The 17,754-nt window shown below is 36.2% G+C and carries 11 protein-coding genes, 7 tRNA genes, 1 rRNA gene, 1 pseudogene and 1 riboswitch; of the genes and pseudogenes, 15 read left to right on the plus strand and 5 right to left on the minus strand.

Annotated elements, in window-relative coordinates:
• Nucleotides 1-23 precede the first annotated feature (23 nt).
• From J7E16_RS10825 to J7E16_RS11645, 3 genes and pseudogenes are all read left to right on the plus strand, one after another.
• Nucleotides 24-96: transfer RNA gene (locus tag J7E16_RS10825), tRNA-Asn, on the plus strand.
• Nucleotides 97-136: 40 nt separating this feature from the next.
• Nucleotides 137-209, plus strand: a tRNA-Thr gene (locus tag J7E16_RS10830).
• Between the two features lie 134 nt (nt 210-343).
• A pseudogene (locus J7E16_RS11645) lies at nt 344-481 on the plus strand (IS30 family transposase); the annotation flags it as partial.
• 156 nt (nt 482-637) lie between these two features.
• On the opposite strand, the gene J7E16_RS10835 reads toward J7E16_RS11645, so the two are convergent.
• The gene (locus J7E16_RS10835) at nt 638-871 is read right to left on the minus strand and encodes a hypothetical protein (protein ID WP_214891644.1); all 234 of its coding nucleotides are present in this window, start codon (nt 869-871) and stop codon (nt 638-640) included.
• An 860-nt stretch (nt 872-1,731) separates the two neighbouring features.
• Between J7E16_RS10835 and J7E16_RS10840 the strand changes: the two genes are divergently transcribed.
• The 5 genes from J7E16_RS10840 to J7E16_RS10860 all read left to right on the plus strand — a co-directional run bounded on the left by J7E16_RS10840 (nt 1,732) and on the right by J7E16_RS10860 (nt 2,568).
• On the plus strand, nt 1,732-2,007 hold the full coding sequence (locus tag J7E16_RS10840; protein ID WP_214891646.1) for a GNAT family N-acetyltransferase: 276 nt from the start codon (nt 1,732-1,734) through the stop codon (nt 2,005-2,007).
• Between the two features lie 192 nt (nt 2,008-2,199).
• Nucleotides 2,200-2,271, plus strand: a tRNA-Glu gene (locus tag J7E16_RS10845).
• Between the two features lie 22 nt (nt 2,272-2,293).
• Nucleotides 2,294-2,366: transfer RNA gene (locus J7E16_RS10850), tRNA-Thr, on the plus strand.
• Between the two features lie 42 nt (nt 2,367-2,408).
• Nucleotides 2,409-2,492: transfer RNA gene (locus tag J7E16_RS10855), tRNA-Tyr, on the plus strand.
• A gap of 4 nt (nt 2,493-2,496) precedes the next feature.
• Nucleotides 2,497-2,568, plus strand: a tRNA-Gln gene (locus tag J7E16_RS10860).
• Nucleotides 2,569-2,748: 180 nt separating this feature from the next.
• Here J7E16_RS10860 and J7E16_RS10865 read toward each other — a convergent pair.
• The 3 genes from J7E16_RS10865 to J7E16_RS10875 form a co-directional block, all read right to left on the minus strand.
• The gene (locus J7E16_RS10865) at nt 2,749-4,068 is read right to left on the minus strand and encodes an ISL3 family transposase (RefSeq protein WP_214891648.1); all 1,320 of its coding nucleotides are present in this window, start codon (nt 4,066-4,068) and stop codon (nt 2,749-2,751) included.
• A gap of 422 nt (nt 4,069-4,490) precedes the next feature.
• Entirely contained in the window at nt 4,491-5,828 is a 1,338-nt protein-coding gene (locus tag J7E16_RS10870) for a M20 family metallopeptidase (protein ID WP_214891650.1), read from the minus strand.
• A gap of 45 nt (nt 5,829-5,873) precedes the next feature.
• Entirely contained in the window at nt 5,874-7,382 is a 1,509-nt protein-coding gene (locus tag J7E16_RS10875; protein WP_502756803.1) for a YfcC family protein, read from the minus strand.
• Between the two features lie 362 nt (nt 7,383-7,744).
• On the opposite strand from J7E16_RS10875, the gene rrf reads away from it, so the two are divergent.
• From rrf to J7E16_RS10905, 6 genes are all read left to right on the plus strand, one after another.
• A 5S ribosomal RNA gene (gene rrf, locus J7E16_RS10880) occupies nt 7,745-7,860 on the plus strand.
• Between the two features lie 19 nt (nt 7,861-7,879).
• Nucleotides 7,880-7,952, plus strand: a tRNA-Lys gene (locus J7E16_RS10885).
• Between the two features lie 179 nt (nt 7,953-8,131).
• Nucleotides 8,132-8,968 (plus strand): diadenylate cyclase CdaA, encoded by an 837-nt coding sequence (gene cdaA, locus J7E16_RS10890; RefSeq protein ID WP_034547392.1) that lies wholly within the window; start codon nt 8,132-8,134, stop codon nt 8,966-8,968.
• 3 nt (nt 8,969-8,971) lie between these two features.
• A complete protein-coding gene (locus tag J7E16_RS10895; protein WP_214891652.1) occupies nt 8,972-10,135 on the plus strand; it encodes a CdaR family protein in 1,164 nt (387 codons plus the stop codon).
• 55 nt (nt 10,136-10,190) lie between these two features.
• On the plus strand, nt 10,191-11,549 hold the full coding sequence (gene glmM / locus J7E16_RS10900; protein ID WP_214891654.1) for a phosphoglucosamine mutase: 1,359 nt from the start codon (nt 10,191-10,193) through the stop codon (nt 11,547-11,549).
• Between the two features lie 254 nt (nt 11,550-11,803).
• Nucleotides 11,804-11,983: riboswitch (Lysine riboswitch) on the plus strand.
• A 97-nt stretch (nt 11,984-12,080) separates the two neighbouring features.
• Nucleotides 12,081-13,784, plus strand: a complete 1,704-nt coding sequence (locus tag J7E16_RS10905) for a Na+/H+ antiporter NhaC family protein (RefSeq protein ID WP_214891656.1) — start codon at nt 12,081-12,083, stop codon at nt 13,782-13,784.
• Nucleotides 13,785-13,879: 95 nt separating this feature from the next.
• Here J7E16_RS10905 and J7E16_RS10910 read toward each other — a convergent pair whose 3' ends face one another.
• On the minus strand, nt 13,880-14,569 hold the full coding sequence (locus tag J7E16_RS10910) for a zinc metallopeptidase (protein WP_214891657.1): 690 nt from the start codon (nt 14,567-14,569) through the stop codon (nt 13,880-13,882).
• Nucleotides 14,570-14,939: 370 nt separating this feature from the next.
• Here J7E16_RS10910 and J7E16_RS10915 point away from each other — a divergent pair, with 370 nt between their 5' ends.
• A complete protein-coding gene (locus J7E16_RS10915) occupies nt 14,940-17,609 on the plus strand; it encodes a cation-translocating P-type ATPase (protein ID WP_214891659.1) in 2,670 nt (889 codons plus the stop codon).
• Nucleotides 17,610-17,754 lie beyond the last annotated feature (145 nt).

Consider the following 17,754-nt stretch of genomic DNA (forward strand, 5'->3'; position numbering starts at 1 on the left):
CGTTGCCACGCAGATTCAATTATTCCGCAATAGCTCAGCTGGTAGAGCGCATGACTGTTAATCATGATGTCGTAGGTTCGAGTCCTACTTGCGGAGTTTTTTTTTTTGCAGATAAATAATGTGTTAATCTAGTAGTGCCGCTTTAGCTCAGTCGGTAGAGCGCTTCCATGGTAAGGAAGAGGTCGCCGGTTCGAATCCGGCAAGTGGCTTCATGCAACAAAAAAAGAAACCTTATGAAAATAAGGTTTCTTTTTTTTGCGTAGATTGTAAAATCAAGGTTCTACATTAAAGGGTGTGGATACTTCAAAATGAAATTTTTTCTGAAATACCATCCCAATAAGCTTTAAATAAATATTTTAACAGCCTACTCCAAAAAGATAGCTCACCAAAAGAAATAGATTTTAATCAAGTAGATCAATCATTTGTTTCCATCTCACCTTCTAGAAGAAATCATTTCCCAAGAAAATCTCTCCATTATTAGACGATACCAGAAGCGTCTTCAAGCTATATTAATAAGCAAGAAAAGTATAACTTGATTTGATAAATGAAAATGTTGGAAAATTTAAGCATATTAATTACTAAATAAAAAAATATAGTAAATAAAAGAAGTAAAGTATTCTCATCTCTGCTTCTTCTATCATTCAAATGCTTTAGGGTATTTAATAATCCCAGATACATCTTTTAATCCATCCGCAACTAAAGGTTTAATCATAAAGGCCTCATCTGGAACATCAAAAGGTGCTCTTATGTTAAATTTACTAACGATTTGATAATCGAATTTTGTATAATAATCAGGATCTCCTAATATATTGATAAATGCATAAAAAAATTTACATGCCCTAATGTCTAATTTATGGATTGGAAATTGCACTACATTTTTTTTGGGCAACTTGGTAACATAGCTAAAAGCGCTAATACTAAGCCAATAAATTCCATATCTTTATCAACAACTTTTACTTCACTCATTAGACCATGCCCGATGATTTTATTCTCTTCAAATGCTACAATTTCTAATTCATTATTATACCTTGGTTCTAAACGAAGCTTATCTACAGATGCGGAATCCTCGTTTTTAATAGTTCTTAAATCAATTAGATTCCTCTTATAATAAATAGTACTAGTTCTGCAGAACGTTTTTTTGAGTAAGTTCTCGAGTATGTATAACCATATATATGGCTACAAGCAACCCTACTCTTTCAGAAATTTTTGGATAAGCAGTTGGTTTAAATCTATTACCACTAAAATTATAGAACCAAGCTTTGCAGAGGTTATAAGTCGAGAAGGAGAATAAGCGATAATATTTAAGATAGGCGATGAAGCTATCAGAAAACATAATATAGGTTGGCTAGATAATGCGTCAGTACACCCAGGTACTTTAACAGTCTATAGGTCATTTTTTTACAAAAGGCGACAATCTAATCAGCAAACAATCATAGTCCCAGGAATAGGTGCTGGAAGGGCGGATAACTTACTTCAATTCGTTAAGACAGTCGGTGCAAAAGTTTATGTTAAATTACGATCAGAAAAAAAGTGAATAAGCCTAAAAAATTTGAGAGAGTTCTTTTAAGGATTCTAAAATGGTTTCTAATAGATTAGAAGCAGTGAAGTAAATTGAGAAGATTAGGATATGTATCAGCAAACAAAAGTGCCTTTATTTTTTGTAAGGCTTTTCTTGGTATCTAATTTAATAAGTGTTAAACTGAATGAAGTAAATATAAAGGAAGTGTTAATATGGAATTTGAAAAGAGTGAGAATCGTTTCTTTAAAAATGATGAATTTGGAAAAATGATTGCTGAAGTGACTTATATTCCTTCAGGTAAAGATAAAGTGATCTTAGACCACACATTTGTTGATCCATCTTTAAGAGGTCAAGGTATTGCTGCTCAACTAGTAGACAGAGTTGTTGAGGAAATGCAAAGTGAAGGAAAAAAAATTGTTCCGCTTTGCCCATATGCAAAAGAATTATTTAATAGAAAACCTGAAAAATATAAAATGATAGAAGCTTAATAGTGATCGTTATATTGAATACAATTTTTTTGTCTAAGTGACTACGGGTAGAAATTATTCGTAGTTATTTTTTTGGTTAAGGATGAAATATTATAAAATGATTAAAAATACAAAAAAATGAAAGAATAGACTTTACATTTTGATGAATTATTTATATAATAAATCTTGTGCTTGAATATTTTTAGCGCGTATGACCCGTTGGTCAAGCGGTTAAGACACCGCCCTTTCACGGCGGTATCACGGGTTCGATTCCCGTACGGGTCATATTCTTTATTATTAATTTCTTGCCGGCTTAGCTCAGTTGGTAGAGCATCTGAATCGTAATCAGAGGGTCGAGGGTTCAACTCCTTTAGCCGGCATACATTTAGAAAGTCGTTTAATAGTATAGATTATTTTATTGCGGAGGGGTAGCGAAGTGGCTAAACGCGGCGGACTGTAAATCCGCTCCTTCGGGTTCGGCAGTTCGAATCTGCCCCCCTCCACCATTAATGGGCTATAGCCAAGCGGTAAGGCAAGGGACTTTGACTCCCTCATGCGTTGGTTCGAATCCAGCTAGCCCAGTTGATTAAGTACAAATAAATAGATGGTTTTTTTGTTACCCATTTACTAATGATCATTTCGCTGCCGTGTGGCAATGGAATGGTCTTTTTTTTATTTTATACTCTTGTAAGAAATTTAGAAAAATAGGCTCTACGTCAAATGGTGTGGATGAGCTAAATTTAGTTAAAAATAACGTCTTGTTTAGGCAGCGTGAGAGAATCTTCTCGCGCTGCTTTTTTTTGCTTTAAAACTAATCAAAATACGGCATCTAAAATTCTGGAAATTCCGATAACCATAAGCAACCCGTTTGATGACTTTTATTTTATTGATTGACCCTTCTAAAGCACCGTTAGAATAGGGATACATAAAAGTATGCTTGATCCTAGGCAAGTGTTTACGCAGGGTTTTAAGGGCAGTCTGCATAAAAGGAGACAACTCCTTAGGAGAAGCCTTAAGTACAAGGGTTTTAAACCCCTTATAGTCATTTTTTTTAGAGTAATAAAGAAGATTTTGATACAAATCATACGTCGCTTTAAGAGTCTCGTCGAGCGTGAGTAGGTAGTCGATGATTTCTGTATTCGGTAAAGGTTTTTTAAAGAGTCGTTGATAGCGGTAATCCTTAAAATTCAAGTCATCTGAATCCTTTAACAGGAGTTGCCAGTACCTTTTAAATTTTCTGTAGTTCTTTAAATCTTCTGAATTAGAGGTATGGAATTGTTTCATTATTTGAACTCTGGTTTGATTCAACGAGCGTGACATCAACTGAATGATATGGAAACGGTCAATGATCACTTTAGCATTAGGAAAGAGTTCTTTAACTAATGTAAAGTAGGCCGCGTTCATGTCTACAACAATCGTTTTTACGTTCATCCTCGTTTTATAGGGATAGCGAAGAAAGTGACGGCGTAAAGGTTGTAGCAACCGAGTCGGCAAGATATCGATTGGTTCATGTGTGTTTGCATCTGAGTAAATAAAACTCATTTTTCCTTCGACGTTTTTAACAGATTTGAATTCATCGAAAGAGAGGTGTTGAGGCAAGGATTTGAAGGTATTCTTAACAGACTGATCGAGTTGTTTCAAGACTCTGTTTACAGTTATAGGAGAAACAAAATGCCTTTTAGACAGGTCTTTTACAGAAATAGTGTCGGCTAATTCAACCGCGATAGACTGTTTGACCCGTTTAGCGATGAAACACCCTTCTTCAATTTCAGGAGAACGTGCAACAAAGGTAACACCGCATGCTCTACAAAGAAACCGTTGCTTCTTTAATCGAATAGACGTTGCATAATGAGTCGAGCTGACCCATTTAACCCTAGAGGTTAAATACCCATTCTTTACAATAGAGTAGTCGTGATTTTTCATCCCACAACACTCACAGTGAGTGGGTTTGTACGTTAAAGTGGCATAGAAAACTTTTGATCTGAATCCTTTGATTCGTTTCTCCTCGCAAAACTTTTCATCAAAAAAGATATTTTTATCTTTTAAATCAAGTGCCGTTCGGATACAATTATTATGAGACATATGAATTTTCCTTTCTAGTGAGTTGTCGTGACTTTATTCTAACTGGAAAATTCATTTGTTTCTATTTTTTTATAAAAAAATAGGTGCGAATGAATTTCTTCATCCACACCAAAAATTATACAGCCGAAAAATAAAGTATCCTTTAACGAAAAAACAAAAATGCTGATGAGTAAAAACTCATCAGCATTTTTGTTTTTTACTATTTAGGTTCTATAATTGTTAGGGTTGATAAATTTAACCCAATTACTTACCTAAAAGTTCTGAAGGAATAGGGTTGCTTGCAGCATGAAATGAAGCACTTTGGGAAATTAATGCCCAAGTATATCATGGTTTACAGTCGGTCCAGCGGCTCAACAAGCAGGCCCGTTCATTTTGAGAAGAAAATTTATTTTGAAGTATCCGTATCATTTGATGTAGAACCACTATTTGCAAGCTAGGCGGTAAACAGCTTCTGCATAAATGTCCATTGCGTTATAGATATCGCGTAAGGTCATTTTTTCGTTAGGCATATGGAAAGTAACTTCAGAATCTGGGAATACAGCACCAAAAGCCACACAATTTTTCATTGTTCTCGCAAATGTTGCTCCTCCGGTAGTTAGTGGGTCACTTTTATCTCCAGTTTTTTCACGATAAATATCTAATAAGGTTGTAATCAATAAACTATCTTTTGGAACATAAAGGGAAGCAAGATAATCATATTCCTCATAGTTCAGTTGATACTCTGCTGCACTAGCTGTTAATTTTTTGACGATTGCTTCTTTATCAGCTGTAACTGGAATTCTTAAATCTAATCCAATCGTGGACTCTTTATCGTTAATAGATAGAGTGGCTAAGTTTACAGTAAGTGGTCCAGAAATATCATCTTTTATTTTACCGAAAATAGTCTGACCAGTTGCATCGTCTTTTAGTTTCTCAGTAATAAATGCAAGTGTCTCATTTTTTATAGATGAAGAAAGTGCAGTGACTAGCCGAGTAATAGCGTTGACTCCTTCAGGTGCATCTTTAGAGTGAGCGGCTTTACCTTTGACGATCACCTGCCCATCTGATAATTGGTATTCATAACCCAATGACTTTAATTCATTTTCTAATGTAATGTTAAGGGGACCTTGATAAGCTGCTTCATCCGGAACAATGTTCAAAGATTTTCCGCAGTTTATTCTTAATTCTTTATCTCCAGGTCCATGAAGTTTGACTTGCAGTAACCCCTTTTCAGCATAAGTTAATGGGAATTCAGCGTCAGGAGTAAAACCCATCGTTGAAGGCTCTTCTAATTTATTGTAACGATCTAGGCATCTCCATAGCGTTTCCTCATCTGTACCAAAAATGAAACGTACGCGCTTATTAAATGTAGCTCCGGAGTCTACAACTGCTTTAAAAGCATAAAGAGCAGCCATTGCTGGTCCTTTGTCGTCTTGAGAACCTCTTCCATATAGTGCCTCGTTCTTTTCAAGGGCTTCAAAAGGATTGGTATCCCAAGAATCTAAATTACCCGGCGGTACAACGTCTAGGTGACAGAGGATAGCTAAAGATTCCTCTCCTTCACCATAATCCGCGTATCCATAATACCCTTTTGGATCAATAAAAGATTTCATACCTAAGTTTTCGCAAATTGTAAGTGTTTTTTCTAAAACAGCTTGGATATCATCACCAAAAGGAGTTTTTCCTTGGTGGTCTTCTCTTAAATAGGATGGATAAGAAATTAATGTTTTGATTGCTTCAATGCAGTCTACTTTATGTTGTTCTTGAATAAAATTTTTCATAAAATTCTCCATTCATTTATAAAAGTAATAAAGCTATCTATCTGCTTAGCTAACTGCGGCAGCTATACCAAGAATAATACAAGAGATCACGAAAATGATAACCATTAGTTTAAACATGAATTTCCACCAAACAGTTACGTCAATTCGAGCGATGGCTAAAGCGCCCATAACAACTCCAGAAGTAGGAGTAATCAAATTAATGAACCCGCTAGCAGCTTGGTAAGCAGTAATGACTAAATGTTCAGGTACGCCAGAGAAGTTCCCTAGTGGCCCCATAATACCCATAGTCGCAGCGGCTAATCCTGATGTAGAAGGAATTAAGAAAGACATTGGGATGTAGAAGATATAAGTCAAGATAGAGAAAATAATTGGAGATAATCCACTCAATCCTTTTTCTCCCCAATTTAAAATAGTAGCAGTAATCAAGCCGTCGTTCATAACCACTTGTATACCACGAGCAATCGCTACAACTAATGCTACGCTCAATAAGTCTCTTGCTCCATCCATAAATGAATCAACAATTTCACCTTCGGGCATTCTATAAAACAATCCAATTAAAACAGCCATTAAGAAAAATAACATGGTAATTTCTTGGAAATACCAGTCGCCTAAAGGAATCATTCTTTCGCCAAGAAGGGTACCAATGAATGGTATACCAAGTAGGAAAGCATTAAGACTTTCAAAGAATGTCCAATTTTCGCTCAGAGCTGTCCAAGGGATCAAAGACATAATCATAATAAGAAAAGATAAAGCAAATAAAATCATTACATTTCGTTGACGTTTATCCATTTCTTCTTGATCTTCTGGAATTTTAAAGTAAGCGATATTTTCTTCTCTTTGATAGGCAACTAAAGAACTACTTGGATCTTTTTCAACTTTCATAGCATAACGATAAACATAAAGTGTAGAAACGGCGTACATGGCAACAAAAAAGATTAGCCGCCAAATAATTCCTTCTCCGGGACTGATAGACAGTGCCTGAGAAGCAACTCCGGTAGCAAAAGGATTTACTGTCGAAGCCAAAACACCTATTTGTGAACCAACTAAAACAATTGCAACCGCTACGATAGTATCAAAACCAACACCGATCATAACTGGAATGATTAAAGGATAAAAGGCCATTGTTTCTTCAGCCATCCCGTAAGTAGTTCCTCCTATAGCGAACAATAGCATGAGTATAGGAATTAATTTTTTTTCTTTTCCTTTATAATTTTTAACAATTGATGCGATACCCGCATCAAGAGCACCTGTTTTTGTGACAACGCCTAAAAATCCTCCGAGAATTAAAATAAATAGAGAAATTTCAATAGCGCCAGGTGTTGTTTCTGTACCTAACATCCCTTTTATAGGGGAAATAAAGATATCCCAGATACCTTGTGGTTGTGAATCTACGGTATGATACGTACCTGACAAAATATTACCAGCATCGTCCATGTCGTATACTCCAGCAGGGATGATCCAAGTCAAAATTGCTATAAAGACGATAATAAGGAATAAAACAGTAAATGACGATGGCATTGAAAATTTCTTTTTAGTTTTTTTATTGTTTTCCAAAATAATCTCCTCCTCTATACTTATCAAATGACTTTTCTTAAGTTGCACTTGTTTAAATAGTACCTTTAGCCTCCCTTCTTTAATAAAAGCGATAACGTAAATGTCGTTCGAAAAAAACAAGAAATGAAATCCCTATTAAGTAAGAGCTTACAATCTAATTATAAAAAAATAAAAAGTTGTTTCACGATAAATTAGGCATAATAAATAAGAAATAGACGACATTTAACACTTTTATTTTAAATAAGCTTGAAATATTTACTAAGATGCGGTAAGATTTAAAAAGACGTTTTGGGATTTCATTCTATTTCGTTGATTATACCAAGTATTATAAAAAGAAACAAATTTAATAAGTTAAAACTATGTGTGGTGATGACGGCAAGAAGGTCACACCTGTTCCCATGCCGAACACAGCAGTTAAGCTTCTTAGCGCCGATGGTAGTGAAGGGTTTCCCTTTGTGAGAGTAGGACGTTGCCACGCAGATTAACTTGTTTTATTTGAGTCATTAGCTCAGTTGGTAGAGCATCTGACTTTTAATCAGAGGGTCGCAGGTTCGAATCCTGCATGACTCATATTTGAAACTTGCAACGGTGTTATTGTTGCAAGTTTTTTTGTATTTGAAATTAAAAGTAGACATATTAGTTAAGGATAGTGAGGGGTTATCAATCAGATGGAATAATATTATTCGTATACGATATTATGGTATACTGTAAAATAGGTGACAATGAGAAAGATTATCGGAGGTGCGTATATGTCTATAGATTGGTCACAATTAGTAACGTGGCGAAATTTTATTAATGTAGCAGATATATTAGTGGTTACATTTTTTATTTACCAACTTATTAAAATTTTGCGTGGTACAAGAGCCGTTCAATTATTAAAGGGAATTGCTATAATCATGTTAATAAAAGTAGCTAGTTTTTTCCTGGGATTACAAACAGTGGACTGGATCGTTGATTTAGTGATCCAATGGAGTGTCCTTGCCGTTATTATTATTTTTCAGCCAGAATTACGAAGAGGGTTAGAGCATCTTGGTCGAGGATCTATTTTTAATCGAACAAAAAGAAAAATCAATCCTGGAGAAAATTTAGTTCAACAATTAGTAAAGGCTGTTCAATATATGGCGAAAAGAAGAATTGGTGCCTTGATCTCTATCCAAATGGATACAGAATTGGATGAATTTATTGGGACAGGAATTGCCCTAGATGCGGATATCTCTAGCGAGTTATTGATTAACATCTTCATTCCGAATACACCATTGCATGATGGGGCAGTAATTATTAGAGATTATAAAATAGCCTCTGCTGCTAGTTATTTACCATTATCTGAGAGTACATTGATTTCTAAAGAACTAGGAACAAGACATAGGGCTGCAATTGGTTTAAGTGAAGTAACTGATGCTGTGACTATTATTGTTTCAGAAGAAACTGGTGGAGTGAGCGTTTCATATAAAGGTGAATTGTTACGAGAATTATCCAAAGAAGATTTTGAGAAATTCTTAAGTAAAAATTTGATTATTGATGAAGAAAAAGTAAAGAAAAATTCTTTCCAAGAATTGGTGGATAGTTTTAAAAAAGGGGGCTTCTAAATAATGGAGAAGATTTACAATAATCCATGGTTTATAAAAATAGTTGCACTCGCATTTGCTATTCTTCTCTTTACGTATGTAAACAGTAGTAATAATAGGGGGCAAACAACCAGTAATGTTGATGGGCTCAGTGCGACTACAACGGATACTATACTTGAGGTGCCAATTGTCGTTGAAATCGACCAAGATAATTATTACGTAACGGGTTTTCCGGAAACTGTTTCAGTTGATATATCAGGACCCTCTAGTATTGTATTAAATACAAAAACGACTAAAAATTTTGATATTGTAGCAGCTGATCTAGATAGTTTAGGGGTCGGTACTCATACAATTGAATTAGTTGCAGAAGGTCTTTCACCGCAACTAGATTATAAAGTTTCACCAGAAGAAGTGACGATAACTATCGAAGAAAAGAAAGTGGAAACATTTAGTGTTGAAGTTGAGTTCGACGATTCCTTGATTGAAGAAGATTTTGAAGCGGGTACACCAACTATTGATTACGAAACCATAGAATTAACCGGTACGGCTTCTACGATCGATCAAGTTGAAGAAGTTAAAGTAGTTGTAAATGGAGAAAAGGGTATCACAGAAGATATCGTTCAAACGCTGCCTATTGTAGTTAGTGACGCTGATGGAGAAAAATTAGATGTCGAACTTAATCCTAGTGAAGTAACGGTGAGCATACCGGTCGATCCAATCAGAAAAGAAGTACCAATCGTATTAAACCAAATGGGTACTGCTGATGCTGATTTAAGCTATGAATTGGGCATTAGCAACCAGTCAGCTACCACAGTTGCTGTACAAGCAGATAATGAAATCTTAAGTAGTTTGAGCAGCTACCCAATCGATATTGATGTAACAGATATAACTGAAACAACAACTCAAACAATTGAGTTGCCCTTGCTTGATGGTGTAACAATTATAGATCCGGAAAAAATTGATGTAACTATAACAGTTACTAAAAAAAACTCACAGGAAAATGAACAGAATACTACTGAAATAAACGATGAAAGCTCAAGTTCAAATAATTCTAGTTCATCTAGTGAATCTACACAAATTGAAAGTGAAGAATCAGAGAGTGAACCTGCTTCAGACTCTGCTTCAGACTCTTCAAGTGAAAAATCCGATGAGTCATCAAGCGAATCTAGTCAAGAAGTAAGCGAATAGGAAAAAAGTAAGCCTGTATGAATAAGGTTTGAACTTTGAAAAGGGGTAAAGTAAAATGGGAAAATATTTTGGAACAGATGGAGTAAGAGGTGTTGCTAACTCTGAGTTAACTCCAGAATTAGCTTTTAAATTAGGAAGATATGGCGGGTTTGTTTTAACCCAGCATGCTGAAGGTGAGGAACATCCACGTGTTTTAGTTGGAAGAGATACTCGTATTTCTGGTGAGATGTTAGAATCTGCCTTGATTGCTGGTCTTTTATCAGTCGGAATCGAGGTAATGAAACTAGGCGTCATAACAACTCCTGGAGTAGCCTATTTAACACGTATCCAAAGAGCAGCAGCAGGTGTAATGATTTCAGCTTCACACAATCCTGCACCTGATAATGGTATCAAATTCTTCGGATCAGATGGTTATAAATTATTTGATGCTACTGAATTAGAAATTGAAGCATTATTAGATGAAGATATTGATAATTTGCCTCGTCCAAGTGCAAAAGGTTTAGGTACGGTGGATGAATATCCAGAAGGTGCTTTAAAATATACCCAATTTCTACAACAAACGATTCCAAATGATCTAGCTGGATTACAAGTTTGTTTAGATGGTGCTAATGGAGCAACGAGCCCTCTTATTAATCGGTTATTTGCAGATTTAGAAACAGAGTTCGACGTAATGGCATCAACACCAAACGGGTTAAATATTAATGATGGTGTTGGTTCAACGCATCCTGAGGGATTAGCTGAATTTGTAGTTGAAAAAGGTGCCGATGCTGGATTAGCTTTCGACGGTGACGGCGATAGAGTCATAGCGGTTGATGAGTTAGGCAATATCATTGACGGAGATAAAATTATGTTTATTTGTGGGAAATATTTGCAAGAAAAAGGCCGTTTGAAAAAAGATACGATCGTCTCTACGGTTATGAGCAACTTAGGGTTCCATAAAGCGATCGAGGCAAACAATATGATTGCTCTTCAAACGAAAGTTGGCGATCGTTACGTAGTTGAAGAAATGCGTAAAAACGGCTACAATTTTGGTGGGGAACAATCAGGACATTTGGTGTTTTTAGACTACAACACTACTGGTGATGGAATGTTATCAGGAATTCAATTATTGAATGTTATGAAAGAAACAGGAAAAAAACTTTCAGAACTAGCTGCAGAAGTTCAGACGTATCCTCAAAAATTGGTCAATATTCGCGTTAGTAATAAAAATGGAGCAATGGATGTGCCAGCAATTAAGGCTATCATTGATGAAGTTGAGAGTGAAATGAACGGTAATGGACGTATTTTAGTTCGTCCTAGCGGAACTGAGCCGTTACTTCGTGTAATGGCAGAAGCTCCTTCGCAAGAAAAAGTAAATCTTTATGTTGATCGAATTGCTTCTGTTGTAAAAGAAGAAATTGGTTTGGCTGAATAAAAATTCTTTCTTAGTCGTTCTGATATAAATACGACTGAATAAAGAGCTCTAAATCATTGATTTAGAGCTCTTTTTTTTTTTTGGAAAGTAGTGTAGAAGCTCTTTTGATAATCGTGGATTACATGCCAGTCGTTTTTGACTAAATTGTTCTTGAATTATTTTAGTAGAATGCATAAATCATGAATTAAAAAGATTTAAGTTAACTTTTGTTGCATAATGATCAGCGATATAGTATATTTAAAACCATAATTTAATAGAAAGATAGAGGTGCAATTTTTAAGAGTACAGTTATTGTGAAGGCACAATCTGATAGCTGGAAAGGAGAAATTGCCGAAGTGTAGAGTATTGCCAAGTACTGTATGCTGGGGTTAAACAGAATATGTTTAACACTGTCGAGAATTTCAACATGAAATTTTTGAAGGGCTATCAACAAAAGGGTTAAAGGGACATTACATATGGAACTATTCTAACACCTTGAGTTGTATAGAACTCAAGGTGTTTTTTTGTGCACAAGTAGAGAGGGAGTTTAGAATGAAAAAGAAAGTTGCTATCGGTTTATTCATTAGTGCGTTTATCTTATTTTCAATGAATGGAGAGTTTCGAGGTGCTACTGGTGACACAGTGGACTTTGGTTGGTTTTCTCTAGTACCGCCAGTTGTATCCATTATTTTAGCGTTTATTTCAAAAGATGTTATTATTTCATTGTTCTTTGGTATTTTTGCTGGAGGGTTTATCTTGCATTTAGCAGATGGATCGATTTTCTATGCAATCGTTCAATCATTTTTAAGTATAGTTGATTACACGCTAAACTCATTAGCTGATCCGTGGAACGCAGGAATCATTTTACAAGTGCTCACTATTGGTGGATTGATCGCACTGATGACAAAAATGGGAGGAGCAAAAGCTATTGCAAATGCGCTATCCAAAAAAGCAAAAGGTCCTATTAGTGCTCAAATCATCACTTGGATTTTAGGCATTTTACTTTTTTTCGATGACTACGCAAACTCATTGATTGTTGGTCCAGTTATGCGTCCAGTAACGGATGAAAAGAAAGTATCACGTGAAAAACTGTCCTTTATCGTAGATGCTACAGCTGCTCCGATTGCTGGAATTGCATTGATTTCTACTTGGGTAGGTTACGAAGTAGGATTGATCAAAGATGGGTATGAAGCTATCGGTCAAGAAGTCAATGCTTATAGTATTTTTGTTGAAACGATTCCTTATCGTTTTTATAATATTTTAATGCTTTTATTTGTATTAGCTACAGCCATATTTTTAAGAGAATTTGGTCCTATGCTGACAGCAGAAAGAAGAGCGCGAAAATACGATCAAACAAATGAAGCAGAAATCAATCCCAATGCCTCAAATGAAATTGATGAAATGGAGCCAGCTGAAGGGATACACCTGAGCATTTGGAACGCTATTGTTCCGATCAGCACCTTGATTGGTGTTGCTATTGTTGGTTTTTATGTCAATGGATATCAAGCTATCTTAACAGGAGAAGATACCGCATTAATAAACTCGCTAAAAGAAAGTCCATTTTCATTTACGTCCATCCAAGAAGCATTTGGAGCATCAGATGCGAGCATCGTATTATTCCAAGCAGCATTGTTGGCAAGTATCGTAGCTATGACTATGGGAGTATGGCAAAAGATATTCACATGGGGTAAAGCAGTTGAAACGTGGATAAATGGGATGAAATCACTCATTATCACTGGGGCCATCCTATTACTGGCATGGTCATTAAGTGAGATTATAACCGATTTAGGAACGGCTCAATTTTTAGTTTCATTATTATCTGATTCTATGCCGGCATTCTTGCTGCCTTCTGTTATTTTTATCTTAGGTTCCATCATTTCCTTTGCAACTGGGACGTCTTATGGCACAATGGGGATTTTGATGCCTCTGACGATACCTTTAGCAGCAGCTTTATCACCAGATCCAGAATTTATTGTTATGTCTGCGGGAGCTGTCTTAACAGGAGCGATTTTTGGTGATCACTGTTCGCCGATTTCAGATACAACGATTCTTTCTTCAATGGGTGCAGGTGTGAACCATATGGAGCATGTTAAAACCCAAATACCTTATGCCATGTTAGTTGGTTCTATTGCTGTTTTATTCGGCTTCATACCAGTCGGGTTAGGAATGCCGATAGGGATCGTCCTTCCCTTTTCGATGATCATCACTGTTTTAGCTGTTTATTTCTTTGGTAAACCGATCGAGGAAAAGAAATAGAAGATCAAATTTTTAAAATTTCATCAACTTAATGATTGACTAAAAAAAGAGAATCCACAATTTGGATTCTCTTTTTTCGTATAATGGATCGTTAGTTAGTCATTCCTTCTGCCGCCAAATAATAGAACTAATCTAAGAACCTGCAAGAAGGATGCAATTGCTGCCGCAACATAAGTAAGTGCTGCTGCACTTAAAACTTTCTTAGCTTGTGAGACCTCATTAGGACTTAAGATCTGGTGATCTCTTAAAATAGCAACGGCCCGGTTAGAAGCGTTAAATTCAACGGGTAATGTAACCAATTGAAAAAGCAGTGCTATAGAAAAGAAAATGATACCCAGATTGATCAACGTTTGATTGTAACTAGAAATAACACCTAATAAAATCAAGGGGAACGAGATTTTTTGTCCAAAATTTGTTGCTGGAACTAATGCACTTCTTAGTTTTAATGGAATGTAATTCCTTTGATCTTGGATGGCATGCCCGACTTCATGAGCAGCAACACCAATAGCAGCAACAGATCGTGACTGACGTGTGGTATCTGAAAGACGTAAAATATCGGTACTTGAGTCGTAATGGTCTGTTAAATCACCCCTAACGGCCTCAATTTTGACATGCTGTAATCCCGCATTATCTAAAATCAGACGCGAAACTTCAGTTGCAGTATAGCCTTTTGAATTATTAATGCTGCTATATTTTTTATACGTACTTTTAACGAAGGAGCTCGCAATTCCAGACAATATAACACCGATAATAATCAAAATATAGGTTGAGTCAAAGAAAAACATCTTAGTTTCCACCTTTCTACTTCTTTTTGATTAGTATAACATAACCGGTGAATGCCAGATATGAAGATTTTTATAATATTATGGAATTTTTGAAGAAATATAGGTACTGCTTGCAGCTGTGTAAATGATGTGGATCATCTCTTGGTTCTCTACAAGTAGAACCATCAATTCATCAGAAGAGCTTTTATGGTGTTGCAGAAATACTAGGTGTTAAACAGCTACTAGTATTCCTACTCAATTTAATAAAAAACGTTAAAACACGTATACTTTGCTTTAAAAAACAGTGAAAGTTATAATCAGATTGATAAATGGGAATCAATTTTTTGTCTTTAATGATAATTTTGATTGGACCGGAAAGGATGGATGAGAGATGGAAAGAAAGCAGCAACTTAAAGAAGCTTTTTTTACTCAGGATGAAGAAACCGTTCTAAAAAAAATGGGAACAACTCAAAAAGGACTCACATCTAATGAGGCCGAAAAGCGTATCATAGAATATGGACTAAACGAATTAGATCAAGGGAAAAATAAGAGTATAATCGTTAAATTTCTAGAGCAGTTCAAAGATTTTATGATCCTAGTCTTATTGGCGGCAGTGCTCATTTCCGCTATTTTTGGAAATATCACGGATGCCATTATTATCTTAGTCGTTGTTGTATTAAATGCGGTATTAGGTGTTTATCAAGAAGCAAAAGCAGAGGAAGCTATTGATGCTTTAAAAAAAATGTCATCTCCGGAAGCAAGAGTTAAGCGAGATGGCAATGTTATTTCTTTAAAAAGTGACCAATTAGTTCCTGGAGATATCTTGTTATTGGAAGCTGGTGATGTAGTAGCAGCTGATTTGCGGTTATTTGAGAGTGCTTCACTTAAAATAGAGGAATCTGCATTAACGGGAGAATCAGAAGCGGTAGAAAAAGATGTTACTGTGATCGAAAATGAAAAGGTAGGCATTGGCGAGAGACTAAATATGGCTTTCATGAACAGTAATGTGACTTATGGTCGTGGAGAAGGAGTCGTTGTTGGAACAGGCATGAATACAGAAGTAGGTAAGATAGCAGTTATGCTGACAACTTCTGAAGAAACAATGACTCCTTTGCAAGAAAATTTAAACCGTTTAGGAAAATACTTAACCGTTGCAATTTTGATTATAGCGGTAGTGATGTTTGGTGTAGGGATGTACAATGGCCGTGAATGGTTAGATATGTTGTTGACATCGATTTCTTTGGCAGTCGCAGCTATACCGGAAGGACTGCCGGCAATCGTGACTATTATTTTAGCTTTAGGTACACAAAAGATGGCAAAACGCAAAGCACTGATCAGAAATTTACCAGCTGTTGAAACGTTGGGCAGCACTGATATTATTTGCACAGATAAAACAGGAACCTTAACGATGAATAAAATGACTATTGAAAAGGTCTATTTCAATGGAGTGATACAAGATGCTAGAGAAGACATTGATTTAGGAACTCAAGTTGTTCGAGTCATGACCTATAGCAATGATACACAGGTCGCAAATGACGGAACATTGATTGGAGATCCAACAGAAACAGCGATGGTTCAATACGCTATCGATAAAGGAATGAATGTTCAAGAAGAATTATCTAAAGAGCCGCGAATGGCTGAAGTTCCTTTTGATTCAGATCGTAAATTGATGTCAACGATCCATCAGCTGCCGGATGGGAAATTTTTTATTAGTGCAAAAGGAGCGCCGGATGAACTACTGAAAAGATGTACGCAAATAGACAATAAAGGAAAGATAGCACCATTAGATGAAAAAACTAATCAAACCATTTTAGATACGAATCATGATTTAGCAACTCAAGCCTTAAGAGTACTGGCGATGGCTTACAAAATCGTAGACCAAATGCCTAAAGATATCACAACGCAAGGAGTCGAACAAAATTTGGTCTTTGCTGGTATGACCGGGATGATCGATCCAGAGAGGGCCGAAGCTAAAGATGCGGTCAGAGTCGCTAAGCAGGCTGGAATCCGTTCGGTCATGATTACGGGAGACCATAGAGATACAGCTGAAGCTATTGCACGCCGATTGGGTATTTTAGCAGAAAACCAACAAGGCGGTGTGCTGACGGGCGCCGAATTAAATCAAATTGATGATAATGATTTTGCTTCTAGGGTAAAGGATTATTCTGTTTATGCTAGAGTATCTCCTGAACACAAGGTTCGTATTGTTAAAGCTTGGCAAAAAGCGGGAAAAATCGTGGCTATGACTGGTGACGGTGTCAACGATGCACCTGCGCTTAAAACAGCTGATATCGGCATAGGAATGGGAATCACAGGTACAGAAGTTTCAAAAGGTGCAAGCGATATGGTCTTAGCAGACGACAATTTTTCAACGATCGTCATTTCGGTAGAAGAAGGGCGCAAGGTATTTTCAAATATCCAAAAAGCTATCCAGTTCTTATTATCGGCTAACTTAGGAGAAGTTCTGACCTTATTTATCGCTACTCTACTAGGATGGAGCATTTTAGCACCTGTTCACATTTTATGGATCAATCTTGTGACCGATACATTTCCAGCAATCGCACTAGGATTAGAACCAGCAGAAGCAGATGCGATGAAAAAACCGCCAAGAGGACGAAAAGCAACGTTCTTTTCAAATGGTGTTTTGCCAAGCTTGATCTACCAAGGGATTTTTGAAGGAATAATCACTTTATTTGTTTACTGGTGGGCAACTAACAACCCAGTGCATACGAATGATGTAGAGTTGATCCATGCAGATGCGTTAACCATGGTATTTGCCACATTAGGATTGCTTCAGTTATTCCATGCCTTTAATGTCAAATCGATTAAAAAATCATTGTTTATAGTTGGTTTTTTTAAAAATAAAGCTTTCAACTTAGCTATTCTATTGTCAGCTGCATTATTAAGTGTGGTTATCTTAATACCGGGGTTAAATGATGCGTTCAGTGTATCCCCATTAAATGTTGAACAATGGTTGTTGGTATTTGGAGCAGCTATTTCAATTATTCCTTTAGTGGAAATAGTGAAGTTCTTTATGCGTAAGTTTTCTAATGATGAATAGTAATGAAGGATAAGAAATTGAAATTTTGAAAAAGCATCCCTATATATTTGAGGCTGCTGAAAAAGTCAGATAGAAATATCTGGCTTTTTTGCTATTCATCGAATAGGACAAGCAGTATAATGAAAGAAAAAATGGGGTGAAGGGG

It is taken from the genome of Carnobacterium sp. ISL-102, assembly GCF_018612935.1.
GTDB lineage: Bacteria > Bacillota > Bacilli > Lactobacillales > Carnobacteriaceae > Carnobacterium_B > Carnobacterium_B alterfunditum.